Annotated in this window: 22 protein-coding genes; 7 read left to right on the top strand and 15 right to left on the bottom strand. The window is 31.3% G+C overall.

Features of this window, described 5'->3' with window-relative positions:
- Nucleotides 1-24 precede the first annotated feature (24 nt).
- The 11 genes from hemF to hemA all read right to left on the bottom strand — a co-directional run bounded on the left by hemF (nucleotide 25) and on the right by hemA (nucleotide 9,756).
- Nucleotides 25-927 carry an oxygen-dependent coproporphyrinogen oxidase gene (hemF, locus tag ACKTTC_RS01595; RefSeq protein WP_408037653.1) on the bottom strand — a complete coding sequence of 301 codons (903 nt, stop codon included), beginning with the start codon at nucleotides 925-927 and terminating at the stop codon, nucleotides 25-27.
- A 29-nt stretch (nucleotides 928-956) separates the two neighbouring features.
- Nucleotides 957-1,703 carry an EI24 domain-containing protein gene (locus ACKTTC_RS01590; protein ID WP_408037652.1) on the bottom strand — a complete coding sequence of 249 codons (747 nt, stop codon included), beginning with the start codon at nucleotides 1,701-1,703 and terminating at the stop codon, nucleotides 957-959.
- Between the two features lie 67 nt (nucleotides 1,704-1,770).
- The gene (locus tag ACKTTC_RS01585) at nucleotides 1,771-2,370 is read right to left on the bottom strand and encodes a TlpA family protein disulfide reductase (protein ID WP_408037650.1); all 600 of its coding nucleotides are present in this window, start codon (nucleotides 2,368-2,370) and stop codon (nucleotides 1,771-1,773) included.
- 24 nt (nucleotides 2,371-2,394) lie between these two features.
- Nucleotides 2,395-3,423 (bottom strand): uroporphyrinogen decarboxylase, encoded by a 1,029-nt coding sequence (gene hemE / locus ACKTTC_RS01580; protein ID WP_408037648.1) that lies wholly within the window; start codon nucleotides 3,421-3,423, stop codon nucleotides 2,395-2,397.
- 1 nt (nucleotide 3,424) lies between these two features.
- Nucleotides 3,425-3,889 (bottom strand): protease complex subunit PrcB family protein, encoded by a 465-nt coding sequence (locus tag ACKTTC_RS01575; RefSeq protein ID WP_408037647.1) that lies wholly within the window; start codon nucleotides 3,887-3,889, stop codon nucleotides 3,425-3,427.
- A 4-nt stretch (nucleotides 3,890-3,893) separates the two neighbouring features.
- A complete protein-coding gene (gene hemL, locus ACKTTC_RS01570) occupies nucleotides 3,894-5,183 on the bottom strand; it encodes a glutamate-1-semialdehyde 2,1-aminomutase (protein WP_408037646.1) in 1,290 nt (429 codons plus the stop codon).
- Between the two features lie 14 nt (nucleotides 5,184-5,197).
- Nucleotides 5,198-5,503, bottom strand: a complete 306-nt coding sequence (locus ACKTTC_RS01565) for a hypothetical protein (RefSeq protein ID WP_408037644.1) — start codon at nucleotides 5,501-5,503, stop codon at nucleotides 5,198-5,200.
- Nucleotides 5,504-5,638: 135 nt separating this feature from the next.
- Nucleotides 5,639-5,881, bottom strand: coding sequence for a hypothetical protein (locus ACKTTC_RS01560; RefSeq protein WP_408037642.1), 243 nt, complete (start codon nucleotides 5,879-5,881; stop codon nucleotides 5,639-5,641).
- Nucleotides 5,874-6,860: a porphobilinogen synthase gene (gene hemB, locus ACKTTC_RS01555; protein ID WP_408037640.1), complete on the bottom strand. Its 987-nt coding sequence runs from the start codon at nucleotides 6,858-6,860 to the stop codon at nucleotides 5,874-5,876. Before hemB ends, ACKTTC_RS01560 begins: the two co-directional genes overlap by 8 nt.
- A 51-nt stretch (nucleotides 6,861-6,911) precedes the next feature.
- Nucleotides 6,912-8,504 carry a hydroxymethylbilane synthase gene (hemC, locus tag ACKTTC_RS01550; RefSeq protein WP_408037638.1) on the bottom strand — a complete coding sequence of 531 codons (1,593 nt, stop codon included), beginning with the start codon at nucleotides 8,502-8,504 and terminating at the stop codon, nucleotides 6,912-6,914.
- Nucleotides 8,485-9,756 carry a glutamyl-tRNA reductase gene (hemA, locus tag ACKTTC_RS01545; protein ID WP_408037636.1) on the bottom strand — a complete coding sequence of 424 codons (1,272 nt, stop codon included), beginning with the start codon at nucleotides 9,754-9,756 and terminating at the stop codon, nucleotides 8,485-8,487. Before hemA ends, hemC begins: the two co-directional genes overlap by 20 nt.
- Nucleotides 9,757-9,963: 207 nt before the next feature.
- Here hemA and ACKTTC_RS01540 point away from each other — a divergent pair, with 207 nt between their 5' ends.
- The 6 genes from ACKTTC_RS01540 to ACKTTC_RS01515 are packed head-to-tail and all read left to right on the top strand — an operon-like array spanning nucleotide 9,964 to nucleotide 13,888.
- Nucleotides 9,964-10,851 (top strand): helix-turn-helix transcriptional regulator, encoded by an 888-nt coding sequence (locus tag ACKTTC_RS01540; protein WP_408037634.1) that lies wholly within the window; start codon nucleotides 9,964-9,966, stop codon nucleotides 10,849-10,851.
- Nucleotides 10,852-11,355 carry a TrmH family RNA methyltransferase gene (locus tag ACKTTC_RS01535; RefSeq protein ID WP_408037632.1) on the top strand — a complete coding sequence of 168 codons (504 nt, stop codon included), beginning with the start codon at nucleotides 10,852-10,854 and terminating at the stop codon, nucleotides 11,353-11,355.
- A 4-nt stretch (nucleotides 11,356-11,359) separates the two neighbouring features.
- The gene (hemH, locus tag ACKTTC_RS01530) at nucleotides 11,360-12,379 is read left to right on the top strand and encodes a ferrochelatase (RefSeq protein ID WP_408037630.1); all 1,020 of its coding nucleotides are present in this window, start codon (nucleotides 11,360-11,362) and stop codon (nucleotides 12,377-12,379) included.
- Between the two features lie 54 nt (nucleotides 12,380-12,433).
- Nucleotides 12,434-13,024 carry a CopD family protein gene (locus tag ACKTTC_RS01525; RefSeq protein WP_408037628.1) on the top strand — a complete coding sequence of 197 codons (591 nt, stop codon included), beginning with the start codon at nucleotides 12,434-12,436 and terminating at the stop codon, nucleotides 13,022-13,024.
- Nucleotides 13,025-13,081: 57 nt separating this feature from the next.
- Nucleotides 13,082-13,486 carry a lipocalin-like domain-containing protein gene (locus ACKTTC_RS01520; protein WP_408037626.1) on the top strand — a complete coding sequence of 135 codons (405 nt, stop codon included), beginning with the start codon at nucleotides 13,082-13,084 and terminating at the stop codon, nucleotides 13,484-13,486.
- A 33-nt stretch (nucleotides 13,487-13,519) separates the two neighbouring features.
- Nucleotides 13,520-13,888: a hypothetical protein gene (locus ACKTTC_RS01515; protein ID WP_408037624.1), complete on the top strand. Its 369-nt coding sequence runs from the start codon at nucleotides 13,520-13,522 to the stop codon at nucleotides 13,886-13,888.
- Between the two features lie 81 nt (nucleotides 13,889-13,969).
- On the opposite strand, the gene ACKTTC_RS01510 is transcribed toward ACKTTC_RS01515, so the two are convergent.
- From ACKTTC_RS01510 to ACKTTC_RS01495, 4 genes are all read right to left on the bottom strand, one after another.
- A complete protein-coding gene (locus ACKTTC_RS01510; protein WP_408037622.1) occupies nucleotides 13,970-14,860 on the bottom strand; it encodes an arabinofuranosidase catalytic domain-containing protein in 891 nt (296 codons plus the stop codon).
- Between the two features lies 1 nt (nucleotide 14,861).
- A complete protein-coding gene (locus ACKTTC_RS01505; RefSeq protein WP_408037620.1) occupies nucleotides 14,862-15,365 on the bottom strand; it encodes a hypothetical protein in 504 nt (167 codons plus the stop codon).
- Between the two features lie 77 nt (nucleotides 15,366-15,442).
- Entirely contained in the window at nucleotides 15,443-16,060 is a 618-nt protein-coding gene (gene recR, locus ACKTTC_RS01500; protein WP_408037618.1) for a recombination mediator RecR, read from the bottom strand.
- Nucleotides 16,061-16,180: 120 nt separating this feature from the next.
- On the bottom strand, nucleotides 16,181-17,242 hold the full coding sequence (locus ACKTTC_RS01495) for an alpha/beta fold hydrolase (protein WP_408037616.1): 1,062 nt from the start codon (nucleotides 17,240-17,242) through the stop codon (nucleotides 16,181-16,183).
- 236 nt (nucleotides 17,243-17,478) lie between these two features.
- On the opposite strand from ACKTTC_RS01495, the gene ACKTTC_RS01490 reads away from it, so the two are divergent.
- A complete protein-coding gene (locus ACKTTC_RS01490; RefSeq protein ID WP_408037615.1) occupies nucleotides 17,479-18,942 on the top strand; it encodes an aminoacyl-histidine dipeptidase in 1,464 nt (487 codons plus the stop codon).
- Nucleotides 18,943-19,231: the final 289 nt, after the last annotated feature.

Raw genomic sequence — 19,231 nt, 5'->3', positions numbered from 1 at the left:
GAAAATACATTTCTGTTATGTTTTTTACACCCAAGCTTTAGGTTTGGCTAATACTTCTAATAATTTTGCTTCAGGAGCACCTTCTTCTGGATGATGATTATATTTCCATTGAACTGTAGGTGGTAAACTCATTAAAATACTTTCTATTCTTCCATTTGTTTTTAAACCAAACAACGTTCCTCTATCGTGCACTAAATTGAACTCTACATAACGTCCTCTTCTAATTTCTTGCCAGTCTTTATGCTCTTGTTCGTAGGCAGTATTTTTTCTTTTCTCTACGATAGGCACATAACTATTTAGGAAACTATTTCCTACCTCTGTAACGAAGTCGTAACGATCTTGCATTGAAAACGCTTCCGTTTCTTTTAAATAATCGAAGAATAAACCTCCTACTCCACGCGCTTCATTCCTATGTGCATTCCAGAAATAATTATCGCAAGTTTCTTTATATTTTGGATAAAAGTCTTTGTTGTGTTTATCACAAGCTTCTTTACATACTGTATGAAAATGAATTGCGTCTTCCTCAAATAAATAATAAGGTGTTAAATCTTGTCCTCCTCCAAACCATTGGGTTACAATTTCACCTTTCTCATTATACATTTCAAAATAACGCCAATTAGCATGTACTGTAGGAATAAATGGATTTTTAGGATGTAAAACTAAACTTAATCCACAAGCAAAAAAGTTCCCAGTTTCTACTTTAAATTGTTTTCTTAGAACTTCTGGTAATTCGCCATGAACAGCTGAAATATTTACGCCTCCTTTTTCAAAAACAGCTCCGTTTTCAATTACTCTTGTTCTTCCTCCACCTCCTTCAGGTCTTTTCCATAAATCTTCTTGAAATTTAGCTTTCCCATCTATCGTTTCAAGTTTTTGAGTAATTATATCTTGTAAGTTTTGTATGTAAGCGTAAAACTGATCTTTCATGCGGTTAAATTAATTAGCTGCAAAAGTAATTATTCTGATAATCTTTTTACCTGTATTTTTTTAATTGTTTCTGTTGTAGCTGCAGTAACAGAAAGTGGAAAAACAATAATAATTCCTATAACTGGAATTAATAAAAACAATATAAATACTATTCCGTTTCCTATAGCAATGCCTTTATTTCTTTTTACAAAAGTAATGCTTTCTTTGTACGAAAAGTGCCTTTCTAAAGTATAATCCATGTTTCCAAAACCAGCGTAAAAAGCTTGAATTAAAAATATTAAAGGAGCAGAAATCAGTCCAATTACTGGAATAATACCAATAATAAGTACTATTAATGTAAGTCCTAATTCTCTAGATAAGTTACGTACGCTAATTCGAATACCTCTTATTAATTGCTCTGAAGTATTTGTTTTTCTATGTGTATGTTCCTCTCCTAAAAAGTGTTTCTCTATTTTTTCTGAAACTGGACTCATAAAAGGAGCTGATAATGCCATTACAATGTTTTTGTAAAGTATTAATCCAATAATTAAAATAAGTAATCCACTAAGAAATTTACTAATTACAGCAAAAGTTTCTTTACCAAATTCCCAAGTCCAAATATTATCTATATAAGCACCAACATCGTCTGCTAAAAAGTATGCTGATGACATAATTACAATGGCTGTAAATACACTTATAAATATGGGAATTGCAAAATATTTCCATAGTTTCAATTTTGAAATTACCTCAAAAGCACCAAAATAAGCTTTAATACTATTAATTATTGTTGTTATCATATCTTTTTCAATAAAAAAACCTCTTTCAAAATTAAGAAAGAGGTTTATATTTTTATAGTCTTTTTATTTATTTTATTACTTGCTGAATAAATGCTTCTAGGTCTTCACCATTCTTATCATTAACATCATCCCAAGTAACTCCTTTAGAAGGTGTAGCAGCTCCTCTTAATACATCTGTAAACTTTTTACTTTTATCTATTAAGTAAGCAGTAGGATAATCTAATTTATGTACAAATCCACTTATATCTAAATTTCCTCTTTCTACTTTATCTCCATCTCTTGCAGGTACTAATTTAACTGCTGGATTTAATCTATCTTGGAATCTTTTAATTTTATCTTTCTTATCCCAAAAAATCACTATAAACTCCATTTTATCACCGTACATGTCCACCATTTCGTTAATGGCTGGAATTTGGGCTACTGCAGGAGCAGACCAACCTGCTGCTGCAATCAATAAAATTGGTTTTTTGATTTTATCGGTGCTAATCATTGTTCCTTTATCCGTTTCAAAATCGTAATTTAATAAATAACTACCCTTTATACACTTATTTATTAATTCGTCCGAAGATTTGTCTGCACAACTATTTACAGCTTGATTATAATATGTTTTTTGAGCAAATATGCTAGATGTAATTACAAGCAATAGTAATGTTACTAGTCTTTTCATGGGAATTATTATTTGTTTTTTATGTTATTCTACTTTGTATTCTTTTACAGCATCTATGAATGCTTTTGCGTTCTCAACAGGTATATTTGGTAAAATACCGTGCCCTAAGTTAACAATATATTTGTCCTTTCCAAAATTGTTAATCATTTCAGTAACCATTTTCTTGATTTCTGAAGGCGGAGAAAGCAACCTTGAAGGATCGAAATTTCCTTGCAATGTTATATTTCCTCCTGTTAAATATCTTGCGTTTCTAGCTGAACAAGTCCAGTCTATTCCTAAAGCAGAGGCCCCTGATTTAGACATTTCATTTAACGCGAACCAACATCCTTTACCAAATGCAATTACTGGTGCATCTTCTTTTAAAGCTTCAATAATTTGGTTAATGTATTGCCAAGAGAATTCTTGATAATCTGTTGGAGATAACATTCCTCCCCAAGAGTCAAAAACCTGTACAGCATTTACACCTGCTTTTACTTTAGCTTTTAAATAGGTAATTGTTGTATCTGTTATCTTCTGAAGCAATTCGTGTGCCAAAACTGGTTGTGTAAAACAAAATTCTTTTGCTTTATCGAAATTTTTAGAACCTTGCCCTTGTACCATATAACATAAAATTGTCCACGGAGACCCCGCAAATCCTATTAATGGTATTTCGTCGTTTAGTTTTTCTTTTGTTGCTTTAATTGCTTCCATTACATAACCTAATTCGTGGTCTACATCTGGAATAATTACGCTATCTAAACTTTTTCTATCTCTAATTGGGTTTGGTAAATACGGACCAAAATTAGGTTTCATTTCTACCTCTACATTCATAGCTTGTGGAATAACTAAAATATCTGAGAATAATATTGCAGCATCCATTCCAAATCTACGAATTGGTTGTACTGTTATTTCTGAAGCTAATTCTGGAGTTCTACATCTTGTAAAGAAATCGTACTTTTCTCGTATTTCCATAAACTCTGGCAAATACCTTCCTGCCTGACGCATCATCCAAACTGGAGGTCTGTCTACAGTTTCTCCTTTTAAAGCTCTTAAAAATAAATCGTTTTTTATCATGTTATTTTTCTAAGAAAACTATTTCTTTATTCGTTTTATTAATTAATACTATATGGATTGGTTGTGTAATAGCCATAATAACATTATCTGAAGGTCCAGGTCCTTTAGTTACTACAGATATTTCTGTAGCATCTTTCTTATCTAAGACTTCATCAATATTAATCGAAAAACCACCTGTATTCCTTACATTATCTACGGCAATTATTACATTATTTTTTGTAAAATCTATTGTTCCTTTAAACTGTTCTGACACATTATTTGTCGTATTTAGTTTATTTAGAACTTCTTGCCATTCTTTCTCTGTTCGTATTACTATATTTTCTTTTGTGAATCCTTCTGCCCCTGCTCCAAATAAACTTCCTTTATATACGGTTGTTATTTCTGATTGCTGCATGTTTTCATGTACTTTTTTGTTTATACAAGAAATATTCAATAATAATACAATAATAGAAATGGCTATTTTCATTTGATTACATTTTTGATACTGCTTCCATTGCTTTTTCTATAGCATTTTTAACTTTTACTACGTCTTTTTCGCTTAATGCACTACACAAGAACCAAGCTTCGAACTGCGACGGTGGTAAAAATACTCCATTTTTTATCATTTCCCAGAAGAACGTTGCGAACTTCTTTGTATCTGATGTTTGTGCTTCTTCAAAGTTAGTTACTTTTTTATCTGTAAAAAACGGATTAATCATAGATCCAAATCTATTAACACTCAATGCAACATTATATTTTTCTGCAGAGGCTAATAAACTGTTTTCTATTTCTTCAGCAACAGTATTAAACTGTTCATAAGGATTTTGTTTTTTCAATTCTGTTAATGTAGCAATTCCAGCAGCCATAGCTATTGGGTTTCCACTTAGTGTTCCTGCTTGATACATTCCTCCTAGTGGTGCTACATTTTCCATAATTTCATTTCGTGCTCCGTAAGCTCCTACTGGGAATCCTCCTCCTACTACTTTTCCTAAACACGTAATATCTGCTTCTACTCCTAATAATTCTTGTGCTCCTCCAAACTTAGAGCGGAAACCAGTCATTACCTCATCTACAATTAACAATGCTCCTTTAGATTCTAAGTACACTTTTAATTCTTTTAAAAAGTCGTTTTGAGGAATTACTACTCCCATGTTTCCTGCTACAGGTTCTAAAATAACCCCAGCAATGTCATCGTGTTTTTCAAAATGCGCTTTTACACTATCTAAATCATTGTAATTAGCAATCAACGTGTTTTCAACAGCTCCTTCTGGCACTCCTTTACTTCCTGGTAAACTTAATGTTGCTAAACCAGAACCAGCTGCCACTAATAACGAATCTTGATGTCCGTGATAGCATCCAGCAAATTTGATTATTTTATCTTTTCCTGTAAATGCTCTTGCTAAACGAATTCCACTTAACACAGCTTCTGTTCCAGAATTTACAAAACGTACTTTGTCCATTCCAGGAAAAGCATCGCATACAATCTTAGCAAGTTTAATTTCATTTGCTGTTGATGCTCCAAAAGAATAACCATTTCTTAGCGCTTTAGTAATTGCTTTTTGTACTTTTTTATGACGGTGTCCTAAAATCATTGGTCCGTAAGACAGTACAAAATCGATATATGAATTACCATCTACATCAATAATTTTACTTCCTTTTGCTTTTTTTATAAACAACGGATTTCCTCCTACAGAAGCAAAAGCTCTTACTGGTGAGTTTACTGCTCCTACTAAGTTTACTAATCCTTTTTTATATAGTTTTTGTGATTTTTTGAATTCCATTTTTACTTCTTTTACTAGGATCTAAATCTTACGTTTCTGTTTGTTTCTTTAAAATATGAATGAATTTCCTTAGAAGGAGCATTGAATTTCTTGCTAAACATTTTCAAAAACAAAACTCCCGCACCTAATAACAGTCTTGTTTTCATTTCTGGTATTGCTGCTTCTAATACTATTGTATCCTTCTTCAAAAAAATATCAACTCCACTATACTTTGTATTTTTAACAATAACACATTCTCCTCCTAATCCTCTTTTCCCTAAGTTATACTCATATTTTGGAAATTTCTTTTCTAATTCAATTTTTAATTCTTCTAAATTCATCAGCTTTTAATATTCTCCAATTAAAACTCCTTCTTTTTTATTAATTATAATATGTACGAATAACATTTCTTTTTCAATATCAATAGATTTCTTTCCTATCTATTCAGGAATGACATATTATTCGTATATCTTATATTAATTTTGCTTTAAAAACATTAAACAATCTTGTATCAATTCATCACTAACTTTCCAATTTTTACCTTTATTTTCAATCAAAAAAATTAAACCTGCCAATTCGGTAAAGTCATTAGCAATGAACTCAAAATTATCTTTTGTGGCAATTATATATTCATCCTTCAATTTTATATCATAACCTTTCTCTAAAATTAAATGATAAATTGGTGGAATTATATTACCTGCTGCTGCTATTCTATTCATTTTCTTTATTTAAAACTTTAGCAGCTTCTTTAGCAAAATAAGTTAAGATAATATCTGCTCCTGCTCTTTTAATACTTAACAAGCCTTCCATCATTACTTTTTCTCCTTCTAACCATCCTTTTTCTGCTGCTGCTTTTAACATCGCATATTCACCACTTACATTATATGCTGTGACAGGTACATCATAAGTATCTTTTAATAACTTAATTATATCAAGATAAGCTAAAGCTGGTTTTACCATAATCATATCTGCTCCTTCTTCAATATCTAAATCTGCTTCAATTAATGCTTCGCTCGTATTTGCTGGATTCATTTGATAGGTCTTCTTATCTCCAAATTTTGGAGCTGAATCTAAAGCATCTCGAAATGGTCCGTAGAAAGCACTGGCATATTTAGCGGTATAAGACATGATTGACACATTTGTATATCCTGCTTCATCTAATACATTTCTAATATAACCTACTCGACCATCCATCATATCAGATGGACCAAGAATATCAGCACCCGCTTCTGCCTGTGCTAATGCCATTTTACCTAAAATCTCTAAAGTTTCATCATTAAGAATTTCTCCGTTTTCTACAATTCCATCATGTCCATCACTAGAATACGGATCCATAGCAATATCTGTCATCAAAGCAATATTTGGAAACTCTGATTTTATTTTTGCTAATGCTTGTATGTATAAACTGTCTTTATTATGCCCTTCAGTTGCGTATTTATCTTTTTTATCATCTCCTAATGAAGGAAATACACAAAACCCTTTGATTCCAAGAGCTACACATTCTTGAATTTCTTTTAATAGTAAATCAAGTGAATAACGATAAATACCAGGCATAGAAACAATCTCTTCCTTTTTATCTGAGCCTTCTATAAGAAACACAGGATAAATAAAATCATTTACCGACAAAGTAGTTTCTTGCACCATTGCTCTAATTGCAGCAGATTTGCGGTTTCTTCTTGGTCTTCTAGTTGTTAACATATGTATATTTTAAAAGACCTCAAAGGTTAAAAAACTATGAGGTCTAAGATTTTATTCTTTTACAAAATGTAGATTTACTAACTCTAGCATACTTTCTACAGTTGGTAATTTTGCTGTTTGTACTTCTTTAAAATGTTTTGCCGCTTCTTTAGCTGTAGTTTCTCCAATACAAAAAGCTATTTTGTCTGCTTTATTTTTTTGCATATAGCTTTCTACAGTAGACGGACTAAAGAACAACACTCCTCCAACACTTTCTGCAACATCACATGGACTATACATTGTTTTGTAAGCTATTACTTCATCTACATTGATATTGTTTTCAGATAATACTTTTGGAAGTGTATCTAATCGTAAGTCACTACAAAAATAAGTTACTGTTTCTCCTGCTATTTTATCAGATAAGTATGCTGCTAACTTTTTAGCATTACGTTCTGTATGAGTTACAGTTCCAATTTTTTGTTCAATCAACTTTTTAGTTCTTCTACCTACGCAATAAATATTCTTAAAGTGTAATTGATCTTGTGTAAAATTATGTAGTAAAGCTTCTACTCCATTTTTACTTGTAATAATTACGTGCTCTATTGTATCTTTAATAACTTTAGGCGCAATTCTGTTAAATCGGATTTTTATAAAATCGCTGTCCTCTACTTTTATTGTTGTTGGTAACAGTTTTTTTTGTGCTTCAGAAAGTTTTTTAGTAGCGTAAATAGAGAATTGTTTTTCAATCCCCTGATCTTCTATCATTAGAATCTTCCCTCCTCTATCTATTATATAATTAGCACAGTCTTTCGCTACATATTTATGTCTTCCTATAGGTACTTTTTTACTTACTTCTACTTTCTTTTTTCCGTCTCTACTAAGTAAAATCCCTTTAAAAATAAGCTCTTTTTCAACTTCATTAATATAAGCTAATGCTCCAATAGGCGCAGTACAACCTCCTTCTAATCTATTTAAAAATTCTCTTTCTATTCCTGTACATAATGCTGTATCTGCATCATTTAAATACGAACATGCTTCAACAATATCTTCATTTTCTTCTAAGGCAGTTATCATAATAGCTCCTTGAGCTGGTGCTGGTACCATCCATGATAAAGAAACTGCTCCTTTTGGTCTTTTTCCAATACGTTCCAAACCTGCAGCGGCAAAAATAGCTCCGTTCCAAACTTTACTATTTTGTAGTTTCTCCATACGTGTGTTTACATTTCCACGTAAATCTTCTACTTCATGTGTTGGATATCTATCTAACCATTGGGCTTTTCTACGTAAACTTCCAGTTGCAATAGTTCCATTAGGTTGCGCCATGAACTCTTCGGTGTCTTTTAACACTAAAATGTCGTGGTAATTTGCTCTTTTTAAAACTGCTGCTTGAATAATTCCTTTAGGCAATACCGTAGGAACATCTTTCATAGAATGTACTGCAATATCAATTTCTTCATTGAGCATTGCAATATCCAAATTCTTTGTAAAGATTCCTGTAATTCCTAGTTCGTACAAAGGTTTATCTAAAATAATGTCTCCTGTAGATTTGATTGGGACAATTTGAGTTTGATAACCTTCTTCGTTAAGTAGTTTTTGTACTTTTTTAGCCTGCCATAAAGCTAGCTCACTATCGCGAGTTCCAATTCTAATGATTTTCTGCTGCATCTATTGTTTGTAAATTTGTGCCAAACACTTTTGCCATTACCTGTATGCTTTGGTTTACAGAAGTTTCTTCTGTTTTTAAGTGCTTTACAAATTGGGTAGTTATTTTTTGAATAAGCCTTGATGTAATTGCTTCTGCTTGGTCTACATCAAAATTATCAATTTTCTTTTTATGAAAGTTAATTTCGTCATTTTTTATTGCTTCTAGCGATTGTTTCAACGCATTTATTGCAGGTGTAAAACGACGGTGATTTAACCACTCGTTAAATTCTTGTTTGTGCTCATCTATTATTGCTTCTGCAAATGGCACTTCTCTCTTTCTAATAGCTAATGTTTCATCTGTTACTTTAGAAAGTTCATCTACATTTACTAAGGTTACATTTGGTAAACTCTGAACTTCTTTTGAAACATTTGCTGGAACAGATAAATCTAAAATTAATAATTCTTTATCTGAACTTATATTTTCTAAGTTTATGGTTGGCGTAGCCGCTCCTGTAGATACAATTAAGATATCTGTATTAGCTATCTCTGTAGTTAAGTTCTCGTACAAAGCTTTCTTAATCGTAGTATGATCTTTTATAAACTCATCTACTTTTTGCTCTGTTCTATTAATTAAAGTTACTAAGTTATTTTGCGTATACTCTGCTAAGTTTTTGCAGGTATGTTTTCCCATTTTACCTAAGCCGTATACTAAAATGTTCTTAGTATTATAGTCTGGAAGATTTTTGATTAAGTATTGCACTGCTGCATATGAAACTGAAGTAGTTCCTGAACTTAATTTAGTTTCATTTTTTACTCGTTTACTTGCCTGCATAATACAATTAAGTAAACGTTCTAAGTACGCATTCGTTGTTTTATGTTCTTTTGCCACTTTAAATGCAGAACGTAATTGTCCTACAATTTCGTAATCTCCTAAGATTTGGCTATCCAATCCTGTTCCTATTCTAAACAAGTGTTGAATTCCTTCTTGATTCTTGTGTACATACGAAACTCTAGCAAACTCTTCTACAGATCCTCCAGAATGTTTACATAACATACTTATCAATTGGAAAGGGTGATCTGCAAACCCAATAATTTCTGTTCTGTTACATGTAGATAAAACAAAAATTCCTTCAAATTCATTCTCCTTTGCTTCTTCTAACAGTGCTATTTGTGCTTCTTGTGATAATGAAAACTTACCACGGGTTTGTGCATCTGCTTTAATATAACTTACTCCTATACAGTAAAAATTCTTGGGTTTAGTATCTGTCAACATTAAACATTAATCAAAAAATCCTGACAAAAATAGAAACTTACTCTAGATAAAAGTATCGCTAGAAGAACTTAAAATGTCGTTTTTCGATTTTCGATATATTTTTTCGGTAAAACCTCTGATTTTCTTTATTTTTGCAGTAAAATCAACTACTACAAACATTTTTATATAGAATGATTCTAAATAAAAAGATTGTAATATTAAATATTAATGACGTTGAAAAATATCGCCAAAAGTACTTTTAATGAAACGAATTTAGAAAATGGTTTTCTTCTATTAGAGTTTATTAACGATTCTATGGAGACCCAACGTTTTGAACGTGATATAGATAGCTCTTTCATTCAATTACACTTTTGCATTCATGGAAATGCTAAATTTCATTTTAACAATGGTAATTATACTTTCGATATATTAGAGGAACACTCAATATTACTATACAATCCACAGCAAAAGTTACCGTTAAACTTAGAGATTAAACCCAAAAGTACTTTAGTTTCTTTATTAGTATCTATCAAGAAGTTTCACTCATTATTCTCAAGTGAAGCTAGCTATATTCCTTTTTTAAGTGAAGAAAATGCCAATCGCAAGTATTATGATGACTCCATTATAAAGCCAACGGTACTTATTGTTCTAAAGCAATTGATTAACGCCAACGTAAATAGCTCTATTAGAAACCTATATATTAAAGGTAAAATATACGAACTATTGAGTTTACACTTTCAAAAAGACGAAGCTATAGATGGTGAATATTGTCCTTTTTTAGTTGATGAGAGAGATGTTTTAAAAATCAGAAAGGCTAAAGACATTATTATTTCTAAAATGGCTGAACCGCCTACATTACAGGAATTAGCTAATGAAATAGGTTTAAACTTAAAAAAATTAAAAGAAGGATTTAAACAAGTATATGGAGATACTGTATATAGTTTTTTGTTTGACTATAAGATGGAACATGCAAGAAAGCTACTAGAAAGCAATCAATACAATGTTAATGAAGTGGGTTTACAAGTAGGATATAGTACCGCAAGCCACTTTATTTCCGCTTTTAAAAAGAAATTTGGTACCACTCCTAAACAGTATGTTTTATCCTTAAACAGTTAAATGAAACAACTTGCACATAACGAAATAGAAAACGAGCAAAAAAAGTTCCCAATTACAATTGTTTGTGATGCAATTCGAACTCCAGAAAATATTGGAATGTGTTTTCGAATTGCTGAGAGCTTTGGCGTATCAAAAATTTATTTACACGACAGCTCACCTAGTATAAATAATAGAATCGTAAAAAGAACGGCACGAAATACATTTCATCAAATCGATTCTGAATCGTATTCCGATTTTACAGAGTTAGTTACTACTCTAAAAAAAGAAGGAAATAGTATTATTGGTATCGAAATTACTGATCAGAGCATAGACATTCAGGATTTCGATTTTAAAAATCAAGAGAAATTGGTATTACTTTTAGGAAGTGAAAGACATGGTATAAAAGCTATTGATATAGTAGACGCTACAATTTCAATTCCTATGTATGGTAGAAATTCAAGTATGAATGTAGTACATAGCTTGGCCATCACTTTATATGAAATAACGAACCAGTTAGTAAAATAAAAACATGAAAGGAGTTTTATTAGTAAACTTAGGGTCTCCAGATAGTACAGATCCAAAAGATGTAAAAAGATATTTAGGGGAATTTTTAATGGACGAACGTGTAATTGACGTTCCTTATTGGTTCCGTAGTTTCTTGGTAAAAGGGATTGTTTTAAATACACGTCCAAAAAAATCTGCTGCAGCTTATCAAAAAATATGGTGGAAAGAAGGTTCTCCTTTAATAGTATTATCTGAAAGATTACAAGATAAGGTACAAGCAAAAACAGAATTGCCTGTTGCTTTAGCTATGCGTTATGGTAATCCATCTATTAAAAGCGGATTGCAAGAATTACATGACAAAGGTGTTACGGAAGTACTTTTGATCCCTTTATACCCACAATTTGCTATGGCAACCACAGAAACTATTTTGGTATTAGCCGAAGAATTACGAAAAGAGTTCTTCCCTAATATGAAAATTACTGATGTTCCTGCTTTTTACAATAAACCTGAATATATTTCGGCATTATCTAACAGCATAAAAGATTATTTATCAGATAAAGAGTACGATCATATTTTGTTTTCATACCACGGTGTTCCTGAAAGACATATTCGTAAATCCGACATTACAAAATCGCATTGTAAAATAGATGGAAGTTGCTGTAATACTCCATCTCCAGCACATGAGTTTTGCTATAGACATCAATGCTTACAGACTACTAAAAATGTAATTGAAGCATTAGATTTAAATGAAGAAAATGTCTCTACGTCTTTTCAATCTAGACTTGGTGTAGATCCTTGGCTACAACCTTACACAGATAGAACAATTGTTAAAAAAGCAGAAAAGGACGGTATTAAAAAACTTGCCATTGTAACTCCTGCTTTTGTTTCTGATTGTTTAGAAACTTTAGAAGAGATAGCAATGGAAGGTAAAGAAGAGTTTTTAGAAGCTGGCGGTGAAGAATTCCATACTGTTCCGTGTATTAATGATAACGATGAATGGGTTGCAGTTCTTTCAAAATGGATTAAAGAGTTTTCTGACAGTTAAACTCTATTTATAAATAAGATTATAAATTTATATCAATCTTAAACATAAGAAATTATGGATTTTTTATACGTAAAAGCATTACACATCATTTTTGTAGTTACTTGGTTTGCTGGACTTTTCTATATGGTTCGCCTATTTATTTATCATACAGAAGCTGAAAAAAAAGAAGAACCTGCAAAAGAGATTTTACAAACACAATACAAGCTTATGGAAAAACGGCTTTGGTATATTATTACCTGGCCTTCTGCCATTTTAGCTAGTTTTTTTGCTTTTTGGATGCTATATAAAAATCCTATCTATTTAGAAATGCCATGGATGCACGTAAAATTAACTTTTGTACTTGCATTATACTTTTATCATGCTGCATGTCATTCTATATATAAGCAACTGCAAAAAGATGAAATAAAATACTCTTCTTTAAAATTAAGAATATGGAATGAAGTGGCGACTATCATTTTATTTGCCATTGTTTTTCTTGTAGTTTTAAAGAGTGCAATTAACTGGATTTGGGGAGTTGTAGGTATAGTTCTTGTTTCTGTTTTATTAATGATGAGCGTTCGCTTATATAAGAAAATTCGCAACAAAAAAAGTTGGGATAAATACGAAAAAGAATTACTTGAAAAGAATACAAAAAACGATCAGTAATTCATTATTTTTTTAAGTATCTTTCCACTTGTAAATAACTTAACAATCCCCAAAATCATGAAACAATTTTTATTACTTTCATTAGTATTCTTATGCTTTATCTCTTGTTCTTCAAATGAATCTACCGATCCTAACGGAACTGATGGAGATAACTCTCAAACACAAGATCCAATTATAGGAACATGGACTCTTCAAAAAGACAATGGTTTTGATGTAAGCGAATGTGTTGCTAGAAGTACATATGTTTTTGGAGCTGACAATTCTTTTACTTTTGAAGAATACAAACTCGAAAACAACCAATGTACTTTAAGCAATTCTTATAATGGAGAATGGACCAATAATAATGATGGAACTTACCATATTAGAAGACATGGTTATACCTCTGGCGCCAATGGCCCGATAACTTTTGAAAACAATAATCAGAATATGATTATCACCAAATATACTTGGTTAAGAAAATAGCTTATATTTATCCTTAGTTTAAAATATTGAATTATGAAAAAATTCCTCGCAACCACATTTATACTAGTAATTCTATTTTCTTGTTCTAATGATGACAACACTGGAAATGCTAATGATCCTATTTTAGGAAAATGGTTTTTATTTTCTAACAATGCTTTAGAGGCTTCAGATTGTGAAAAAAGAAGTTTTATAGAGTTTAAATCTGACGGAAGTACAGTATCAGAAACTTATCAAGAAATAAATACCAGTTGCACAAATACAATTAGCGGTAATGACAAATGGGAAAATAAAGGTGAAGGATTGTATTCATTTAATAATATTGAATCTCAAATTCAATTTTTAGACGATAACATGACGATGAGAGTTAGCAGTGGAAATATTGTTTACAAGAAAGAACAATAAAGAAAACCTCTCTAAATAAACATATAAAAAAAGGGAATTGATCAATGTCAATTCCCTTTTTTTATTCTGTTACTATTAAATCTACAAGCTCCAAAAATCTATTTGGTTTTGCTCAATTTCTTCTATATCAGCTGTACTTACATCTGTTCGATACATAATCATTTCTGTAAATGCTGTATTTGAATATAAAGACTGATTTCCTCTTGCCCAACATAACGTAAAGTTATCATTAATTGTACACCTTCCTCTGTTATAGAAACCACTATATTGAGTAATTCCATTACGCTTTGCTAACGTATCTGAATCTAATTTTATAAATGAATACTGAGTCCAAACACCTTCAAACGCAGCATTTCCATATGTTCTTCTAGAAGCACAGCAAATACCTGGATCGAAATATAAATTTCCATTATTCCAGTTAATATGCGTACTCCATCTATTCGCCCCTCGCAATACTCCAAAAGTATGCTGTGATCTTCTTGTAGCATTAAAAACACCAAACACACTTCCATTATTACCTGCATTTGTAACAACCTGTATACTTGTTTGCGTATCTAAAAAATCATTTGCTCCATCTCCTCTAAAAAATGGATGTGCAGCATTTGGAGTAAATTGCGGTTGTCTATTTACATTATATTGTATTGCATTTCGTCCTAAACCACTTTGATCGTACCAAATAACTACAAATACATTTGCTCCTGCTCTCCAAGTATTGATTGCATCAACATCAACAATATCGTTATCTGCCCAACCAAAATCTTCTTCAGCATTATCACTATCTCTACGCAATCTAATTAACGGACCATTATAATCCGATTCTAGCACACGCAATCCATAAGCAAAACTAATATCATCTAATTTATCATCTAAAATATGAGAAGGTCGCATCATTGGGAACTGATTATAGTTTCCTATTTGCGCTGTCATATTTAACGATAAAACACAAAAAATAACAAACAATATTCTTTTCATACTAGTTTCTTCTAAGATCGCCCGTTGCATAAAAAACATTGGTTCCAGTACACATAATTCCAACCCCTGCATTTTGCCCAGCAGTTATGAACCTAGACAATCTGTTTCTAACCGAAACTCCTCCCGCCCCTGTAATTGTAACTCTTCCTGTTCCTATTTGATATACACTTACATTAAAACCTACAGCTAAACCTGCAGGAACAGTTAATGTAACATTTGTAGCACTATTAAAAGTAAGTACATTTCCATCATCTGAAGCCACTAATGTGTAGTTTCCTGTTTTCTCAGAAACTTGTGGCGCAAAAAGCAGCTTTCTCCAACTAGTTCCATCAAAAACATACACTTTCTTATCTGTAGTATTATATATAAAATTTCCTTCGCCACTAGGTGTAAGTCCACTCATTGTAGTTTGTGTTGCTCCTTCTAATTTGAAAAGAGCATTATCATCAATCTGAGCAGAAAGTGATACAGTACATAATAAAACTAATAGAAAAAATTTATTCATAACTCGGAATTATTCATCATAAATATAATCAAAAACAATATGCATCAATTTATTTATCAGAGTATTTCAATTATTTTTTAACTCTTCAGGGAATTTGCAAAAGGAATCCTATTAATAATACTCCTTCCCAGTGTTATTTCATCTGCATATTCTAACTCATCTCCTACAGCAATTCCTCTAGCAATCGTTGAAGTTGTTACATCATACTTTTCTATCTGCTTATAAATATAAAAGTTTGTAGTATCTCCTTCCATTGTAGAACTCAATGCAAAGATCAACTCTTTCACTTCTTTGTTTTTTACTTTTTCTACAAGAGATTCTATATTTAAATTTTGTGGTCCTACTCCTTCTATTGGTGAAATTTTCCCTCCTAATACATGATAAAGCCCTCTATATTGCCCTGTATTTTCAATCGCCATTACATCTCTAATATCTTCTACTACACAAACAATCTCTTCATTTCTATTTGAATTACTGCAAATATCACACAATATCGTATCAGAAATATTATGACATCGTTTACATGATTTCACTTCATTTCTTAATTGTGTAAGTGCTTCTGTTAAATATTTTGTATGCTCTTTAGGTTGTTTTAATAAATGTAAAACTAAACGGAGTGCAGTTCGTTTACCTATCCCTGGCAATCTACTTACTTCATTAACTGCATTCTCAAGAAATTTAGATGAAAAATCCATAACTGCAAAAATAACAGTTATGTAGCAAACTAAACATAAAGAATCTCAATATATTCCTTCTTTATGAATGATTTTTTTTAACTCAAAAAGAGACATTAGTAAAGAAAAAAAACGGCTTTCTTATTTACTGAACATAATTTTATCCTTTAAGATTTGATAATCTGCATCTATTATAAATTGATTTAGGTTATGGCCTGCTCCTTTTATTAAATAATATGCTTTATCTGGAGCTGTTATTTTATTGAAGTATGACTTATTTATTTGAGAAGCAGTTAAAATATCTTCGTCTCCTTGAACTAAATACACAGGCACTTCAAACTTCAATACTTCTTTACTAAAATCCAAACCTCTTACTATAGATTCAATCCCCATTTTTTTATGGCCTGCAAAATATAGGAACGAATAATCATCTCCGTTATACCTATCTATTTTATCTTTTTTATTGTCATATTCTGGATTTATTCTCCACCATCCTACAGGAGTTCTAATAGCATTTTTTCGTTCGTATTTTTTTACAACTCTAAGTATTTGTCCTAAACTTCTAGTAGTCTTATATGGAGGTTTCCCAAGTAATTTTAGTTTTTTATAAGCAATGGTATCATTTGATTTTTCTGCTAATTTCAATACTGTACCATAAGCATAAGAATAGTTTTTCATAAACCCTACAAATTGAGCATTCCCAATGTAAGCTTGATATAAACTTGGTTCTTTCATAATCATTTTTACCCCTAAAATAGAACCCCATGAACTACCTATAAGAACTAATTTCTTTTTCTTTAAATATTTTAGAAGGTATTCCGACAACTCAACACCATCTTTAACCATTCTATCTAACGTAAGTTTATTTTCAATAAAATAATCTTCATTTACTTCTTTTGGAGCATTTTTTCCAAAGGTTCTCCCCGCCCCTCTTTGATCCCAATTTATAAGTATAAAATCCTTTTTCCAATTTCCATAAATACTATCACAATAAGGACTCATTACACTACCAGGTCCTCCGTGTAGAAAAAGAATCGCTGGCTTATTTATATCATCTCCTTTTATAGTTACCCATTGCTCTATCCCCCCAATATTAACAAACTTACTTTCATTTATAGATTTTGTTTGTGCTACAGAAATAATTGTATATAAAAAGGTTAAAACGGTAAAATAAGATATTCTCATGTCTAAATTATTTTTCATGAATGACAGTTAAATAATTGAATTGTTACACTAAACTCTCTACTTATATTTTTCTTTTTCACAATACAAATCATACTCAATTAAACTACAACATCTTACATCATCTTCAATAATTAAAATCTTTTTTAAATTCTAAAAACATCTTTCATATTTTATTCTTTTACTTAACAATTCTAAGTTTTATGCTTCTTAAAAAAACGTACCTTTGAACTCATCAAATAAAACAACAAAAACAAATGAGCTCAGCAATAAGAAATATAGAACCTAAAGCTGTTTGGAATCACTTTGCAGATTTAAATGCTGTTCCTCGAGCTTCTAAAAAAGAAGAGCGTGTGATTCAATTTATGGTAGACTTTGGAAACAAACTAGATTTAGAAACTACCGTTGATAAAGTTGGAAATGTTATCATAAAAAAACCAGCTACTTCTGGTATGGAGAATCGTAAAACCATTGTAATGCAAAGTCATTTAGACATGGTTCATCAAAAAAACGCTGACACAGATTTTGATTTCGATACTGAAGGCATTAAAATGTTTATTGATGGTGATTGGGTAAAAGCTAAAGGTACTACTTTAGGTGCTGATAATGGTTTAGGAGTAGCCTCAATCATGGCTGTCTTAGCTTCAAATGATATAGCACACCCAGCAATCGAAGCTTTATTTACTATTGATGAAGAAACTGGTATGACTGGTGCCATGGGGCTTGAAGGAGGTATTCTTACAGGTGAAATCTTATTAAACTTAGACACAGAAGAAGATGATGAGATTGGTATAGGTTGTGCTGGAGGTGTAGATATCACTGCTACTCGAACTTATGAATCTGAAGAAACTCCTAAAAACACTACCGCTTTTGAATTATCTGTTACTGGTTTAAACGGAGGACATTCTGGAATGGATATCCATAAAGGTTTAGGAAATGCGAATAAAATTATGAACCGTTTATTATTTGATGGATTTACTAATTACGGTTTAAGAATCTCAGAAATTAATGGTGGTAGTTTACGTAATGCCATCCCTAGAGAAAGTTTTGCTACAGTTGTAATAGATACTGTTTCTAAAGAACCATTTTTATTTGAACTAAATGAATTAATTAATGACATTAAAGCAGAATTTGCTTCTTTAGAACCTAACCTTACTATAGAACTTAAACAAGTTGATTTACCTAAAGCCGTTATGGAGCTTGGCGTTCAAATAGGGTTAATCAAAGCCATTTATGGTGCTTTAAATGGTGTGTATCGTATGAGTCCAGATATTGAAGACTTAGTAGAAACTTCAAATAACATAGCTCGAATCATTGTAAAAGATGGTACTATTAAAATAGGATGTTTAACACGTTCTTCTTCAGAAACTAACAAATGGGATTTAGCCAATTCACTTAGAGCTGTTTTTGAATTAGCAGGATTTGATGTTGAATTTTCTGGTTCTTACCCAGGTTGGCTACCAAACATGAATTCAGACATTTTAAAAGTATTAAAGAGTTTATACATAGAAATGAATGCTTCAGAACCTCATGTAGCTGCATGTCATGCTGGTTTAGAGTGCGGTATTCTTGGTCAAAACTATCCTGCAATGGATATGATTTCTTTTGGTCCAAATATTCGCGGAGCTCACTCGCCAGACGAACGTGCACAAATTTCTTCGATGCAAAAATTCTGGAAGTACCTTCTTGAAATCTTAAAAAATATTCCAAGCAAAAATTAGTTACTAACTTTACTTGACATAAACATACTTATAACAAAAAATCACCTTTTTCGGGTGATTTTTGCTTAAATTACTTTTTGTAAAAATCCTTTCAATCTGATAACTTTTTGCAACAAAAAAGTGCTTTTTCCTCAGTATTTACAAGGGTTTAAGAGTTTTTTAAATTTCTTAATTTTCTGTTTTTTGTAAAGATTGAGTATTCTTCTAAAAGTTTCTTAACAACTATTCTTACCCTTTTTTTTACCCCTTTTTTTCCTTAGCTTTGAGATATAAAATTGTTACAAACCTT

Origin of the sequence: Tenacibaculum amylolyticum, assembly GCF_964511145.1 — a bacterium.
GTDB classification, from domain to species: Bacteria; Bacteroidota; Bacteroidia; order Flavobacteriales; family Flavobacteriaceae; genus Polaribacter; species Polaribacter amylolyticum.
This window is presented reverse-complemented; position numbering and strand designations above follow the sequence as displayed.

Excerpts from the sequence above, each read along its gene's own strand:
- ACKTTC_RS01510 (WP_408037622.1), bottom strand. The coding sequence starts at position 14,860 with ATGAAAAGAATATTGTTTGTTATTTTTTGTGTTTTATCGTTAAATATG.
- hemC (WP_408037638.1), bottom strand. The coding sequence starts at position 8,504 with ATGCAGCAGAAAATCATTAGAATTGGAACTCGCGATAGTGAGCTAGCT.
- ACKTTC_RS01560 (WP_408037642.1), bottom strand. The coding sequence starts at position 5,881 with ATGAATAGAATAGCAGCAGCAGGTAATATAATTCCACCAATTTATCAT.
- ACKTTC_RS01565 (WP_408037644.1), bottom strand. The coding sequence starts at position 5,503 with ATGAATTTAGAAGAATTAAAAATTGAATTAGAAAAGAAATTTCCAAAA.
- hemL (WP_408037646.1), bottom strand. The coding sequence starts at position 5,183 with ATGGAATTCAAAAAATCACAAAAACTATATAAAAAAGGATTAGTAAAC.
- hemF (WP_408037653.1), bottom strand. The coding sequence starts at position 927 with ATGAAAGATCAGTTTTACGCTTACATACAAAACTTACAAGATATAATT.
- ACKTTC_RS01520 (WP_408037626.1), top strand. The coding sequence starts at position 13,082 with ATGAAACAATTTTTATTACTTTCATTAGTATTCTTATGCTTTATCTCT.
- ACKTTC_RS01540 (WP_408037634.1), top strand. The coding sequence starts at position 9,964 with ATGACGTTGAAAAATATCGCCAAAAGTACTTTTAATGAAACGAATTTA.
- ACKTTC_RS01585 (WP_408037650.1), bottom strand. The coding sequence starts at position 2,370 with ATGAAAAGACTAGTAACATTACTATTGCTTGTAATTACATCTAGCATA.
- ACKTTC_RS01495 (WP_408037616.1), bottom strand. The coding sequence starts at position 17,242 with ATGAAAAATAATTTAGACATGAGAATATCTTATTTTACCGTTTTAACC.
- ACKTTC_RS01515 (WP_408037624.1), top strand. The coding sequence starts at position 13,520 with ATGAAAAAATTCCTCGCAACCACATTTATACTAGTAATTCTATTTTCT.
- ACKTTC_RS01490 (WP_408037615.1), top strand. The coding sequence starts at position 17,479 with ATGAGCTCAGCAATAAGAAATATAGAACCTAAAGCTGTTTGGAATCAC.
- hemB (WP_408037640.1), bottom strand. The coding sequence starts at position 6,860 with ATGTTAACAACTAGAAGACCAAGAAGAAACCGCAAATCTGCTGCAATT.
- ACKTTC_RS01525 (WP_408037628.1), top strand. The coding sequence starts at position 12,434 with ATGGATTTTTTATACGTAAAAGCATTACACATCATTTTTGTAGTTACT.
- ACKTTC_RS01505 (WP_408037620.1), bottom strand. The coding sequence starts at position 15,365 with ATGAATAAATTTTTTCTATTAGTTTTATTATGTACTGTATCACTTTCT.
- ACKTTC_RS01575 (WP_408037647.1), bottom strand. The coding sequence starts at position 3,889 with ATGAAAATAGCCATTTCTATTATTGTATTATTATTGAATATTTCTTGT.
- hemA (WP_408037636.1), bottom strand. The coding sequence starts at position 9,756 with ATGTTGACAGATACTAAACCCAAGAATTTTTACTGTATAGGAGTAAGT.
- ACKTTC_RS01590 (WP_408037652.1), bottom strand. The coding sequence starts at position 1,703 with ATGATAACAACAATAATTAATAGTATTAAAGCTTATTTTGGTGCTTTT.
- recR (WP_408037618.1), bottom strand. The coding sequence starts at position 16,060 with ATGGATTTTTCATCTAAATTTCTTGAGAATGCAGTTAATGAAGTAAGT.
- ACKTTC_RS01535 (WP_408037632.1), top strand. The coding sequence starts at position 10,852 with ATGAAACAACTTGCACATAACGAAATAGAAAACGAGCAAAAAAAGTTC.
- hemH (WP_408037630.1), top strand. The coding sequence starts at position 11,360 with ATGAAAGGAGTTTTATTAGTAAACTTAGGGTCTCCAGATAGTACAGAT.
- hemE (WP_408037648.1), bottom strand. The coding sequence starts at position 3,423 with ATGATAAAAAACGATTTATTTTTAAGAGCTTTAAAAGGAGAAACTGTA.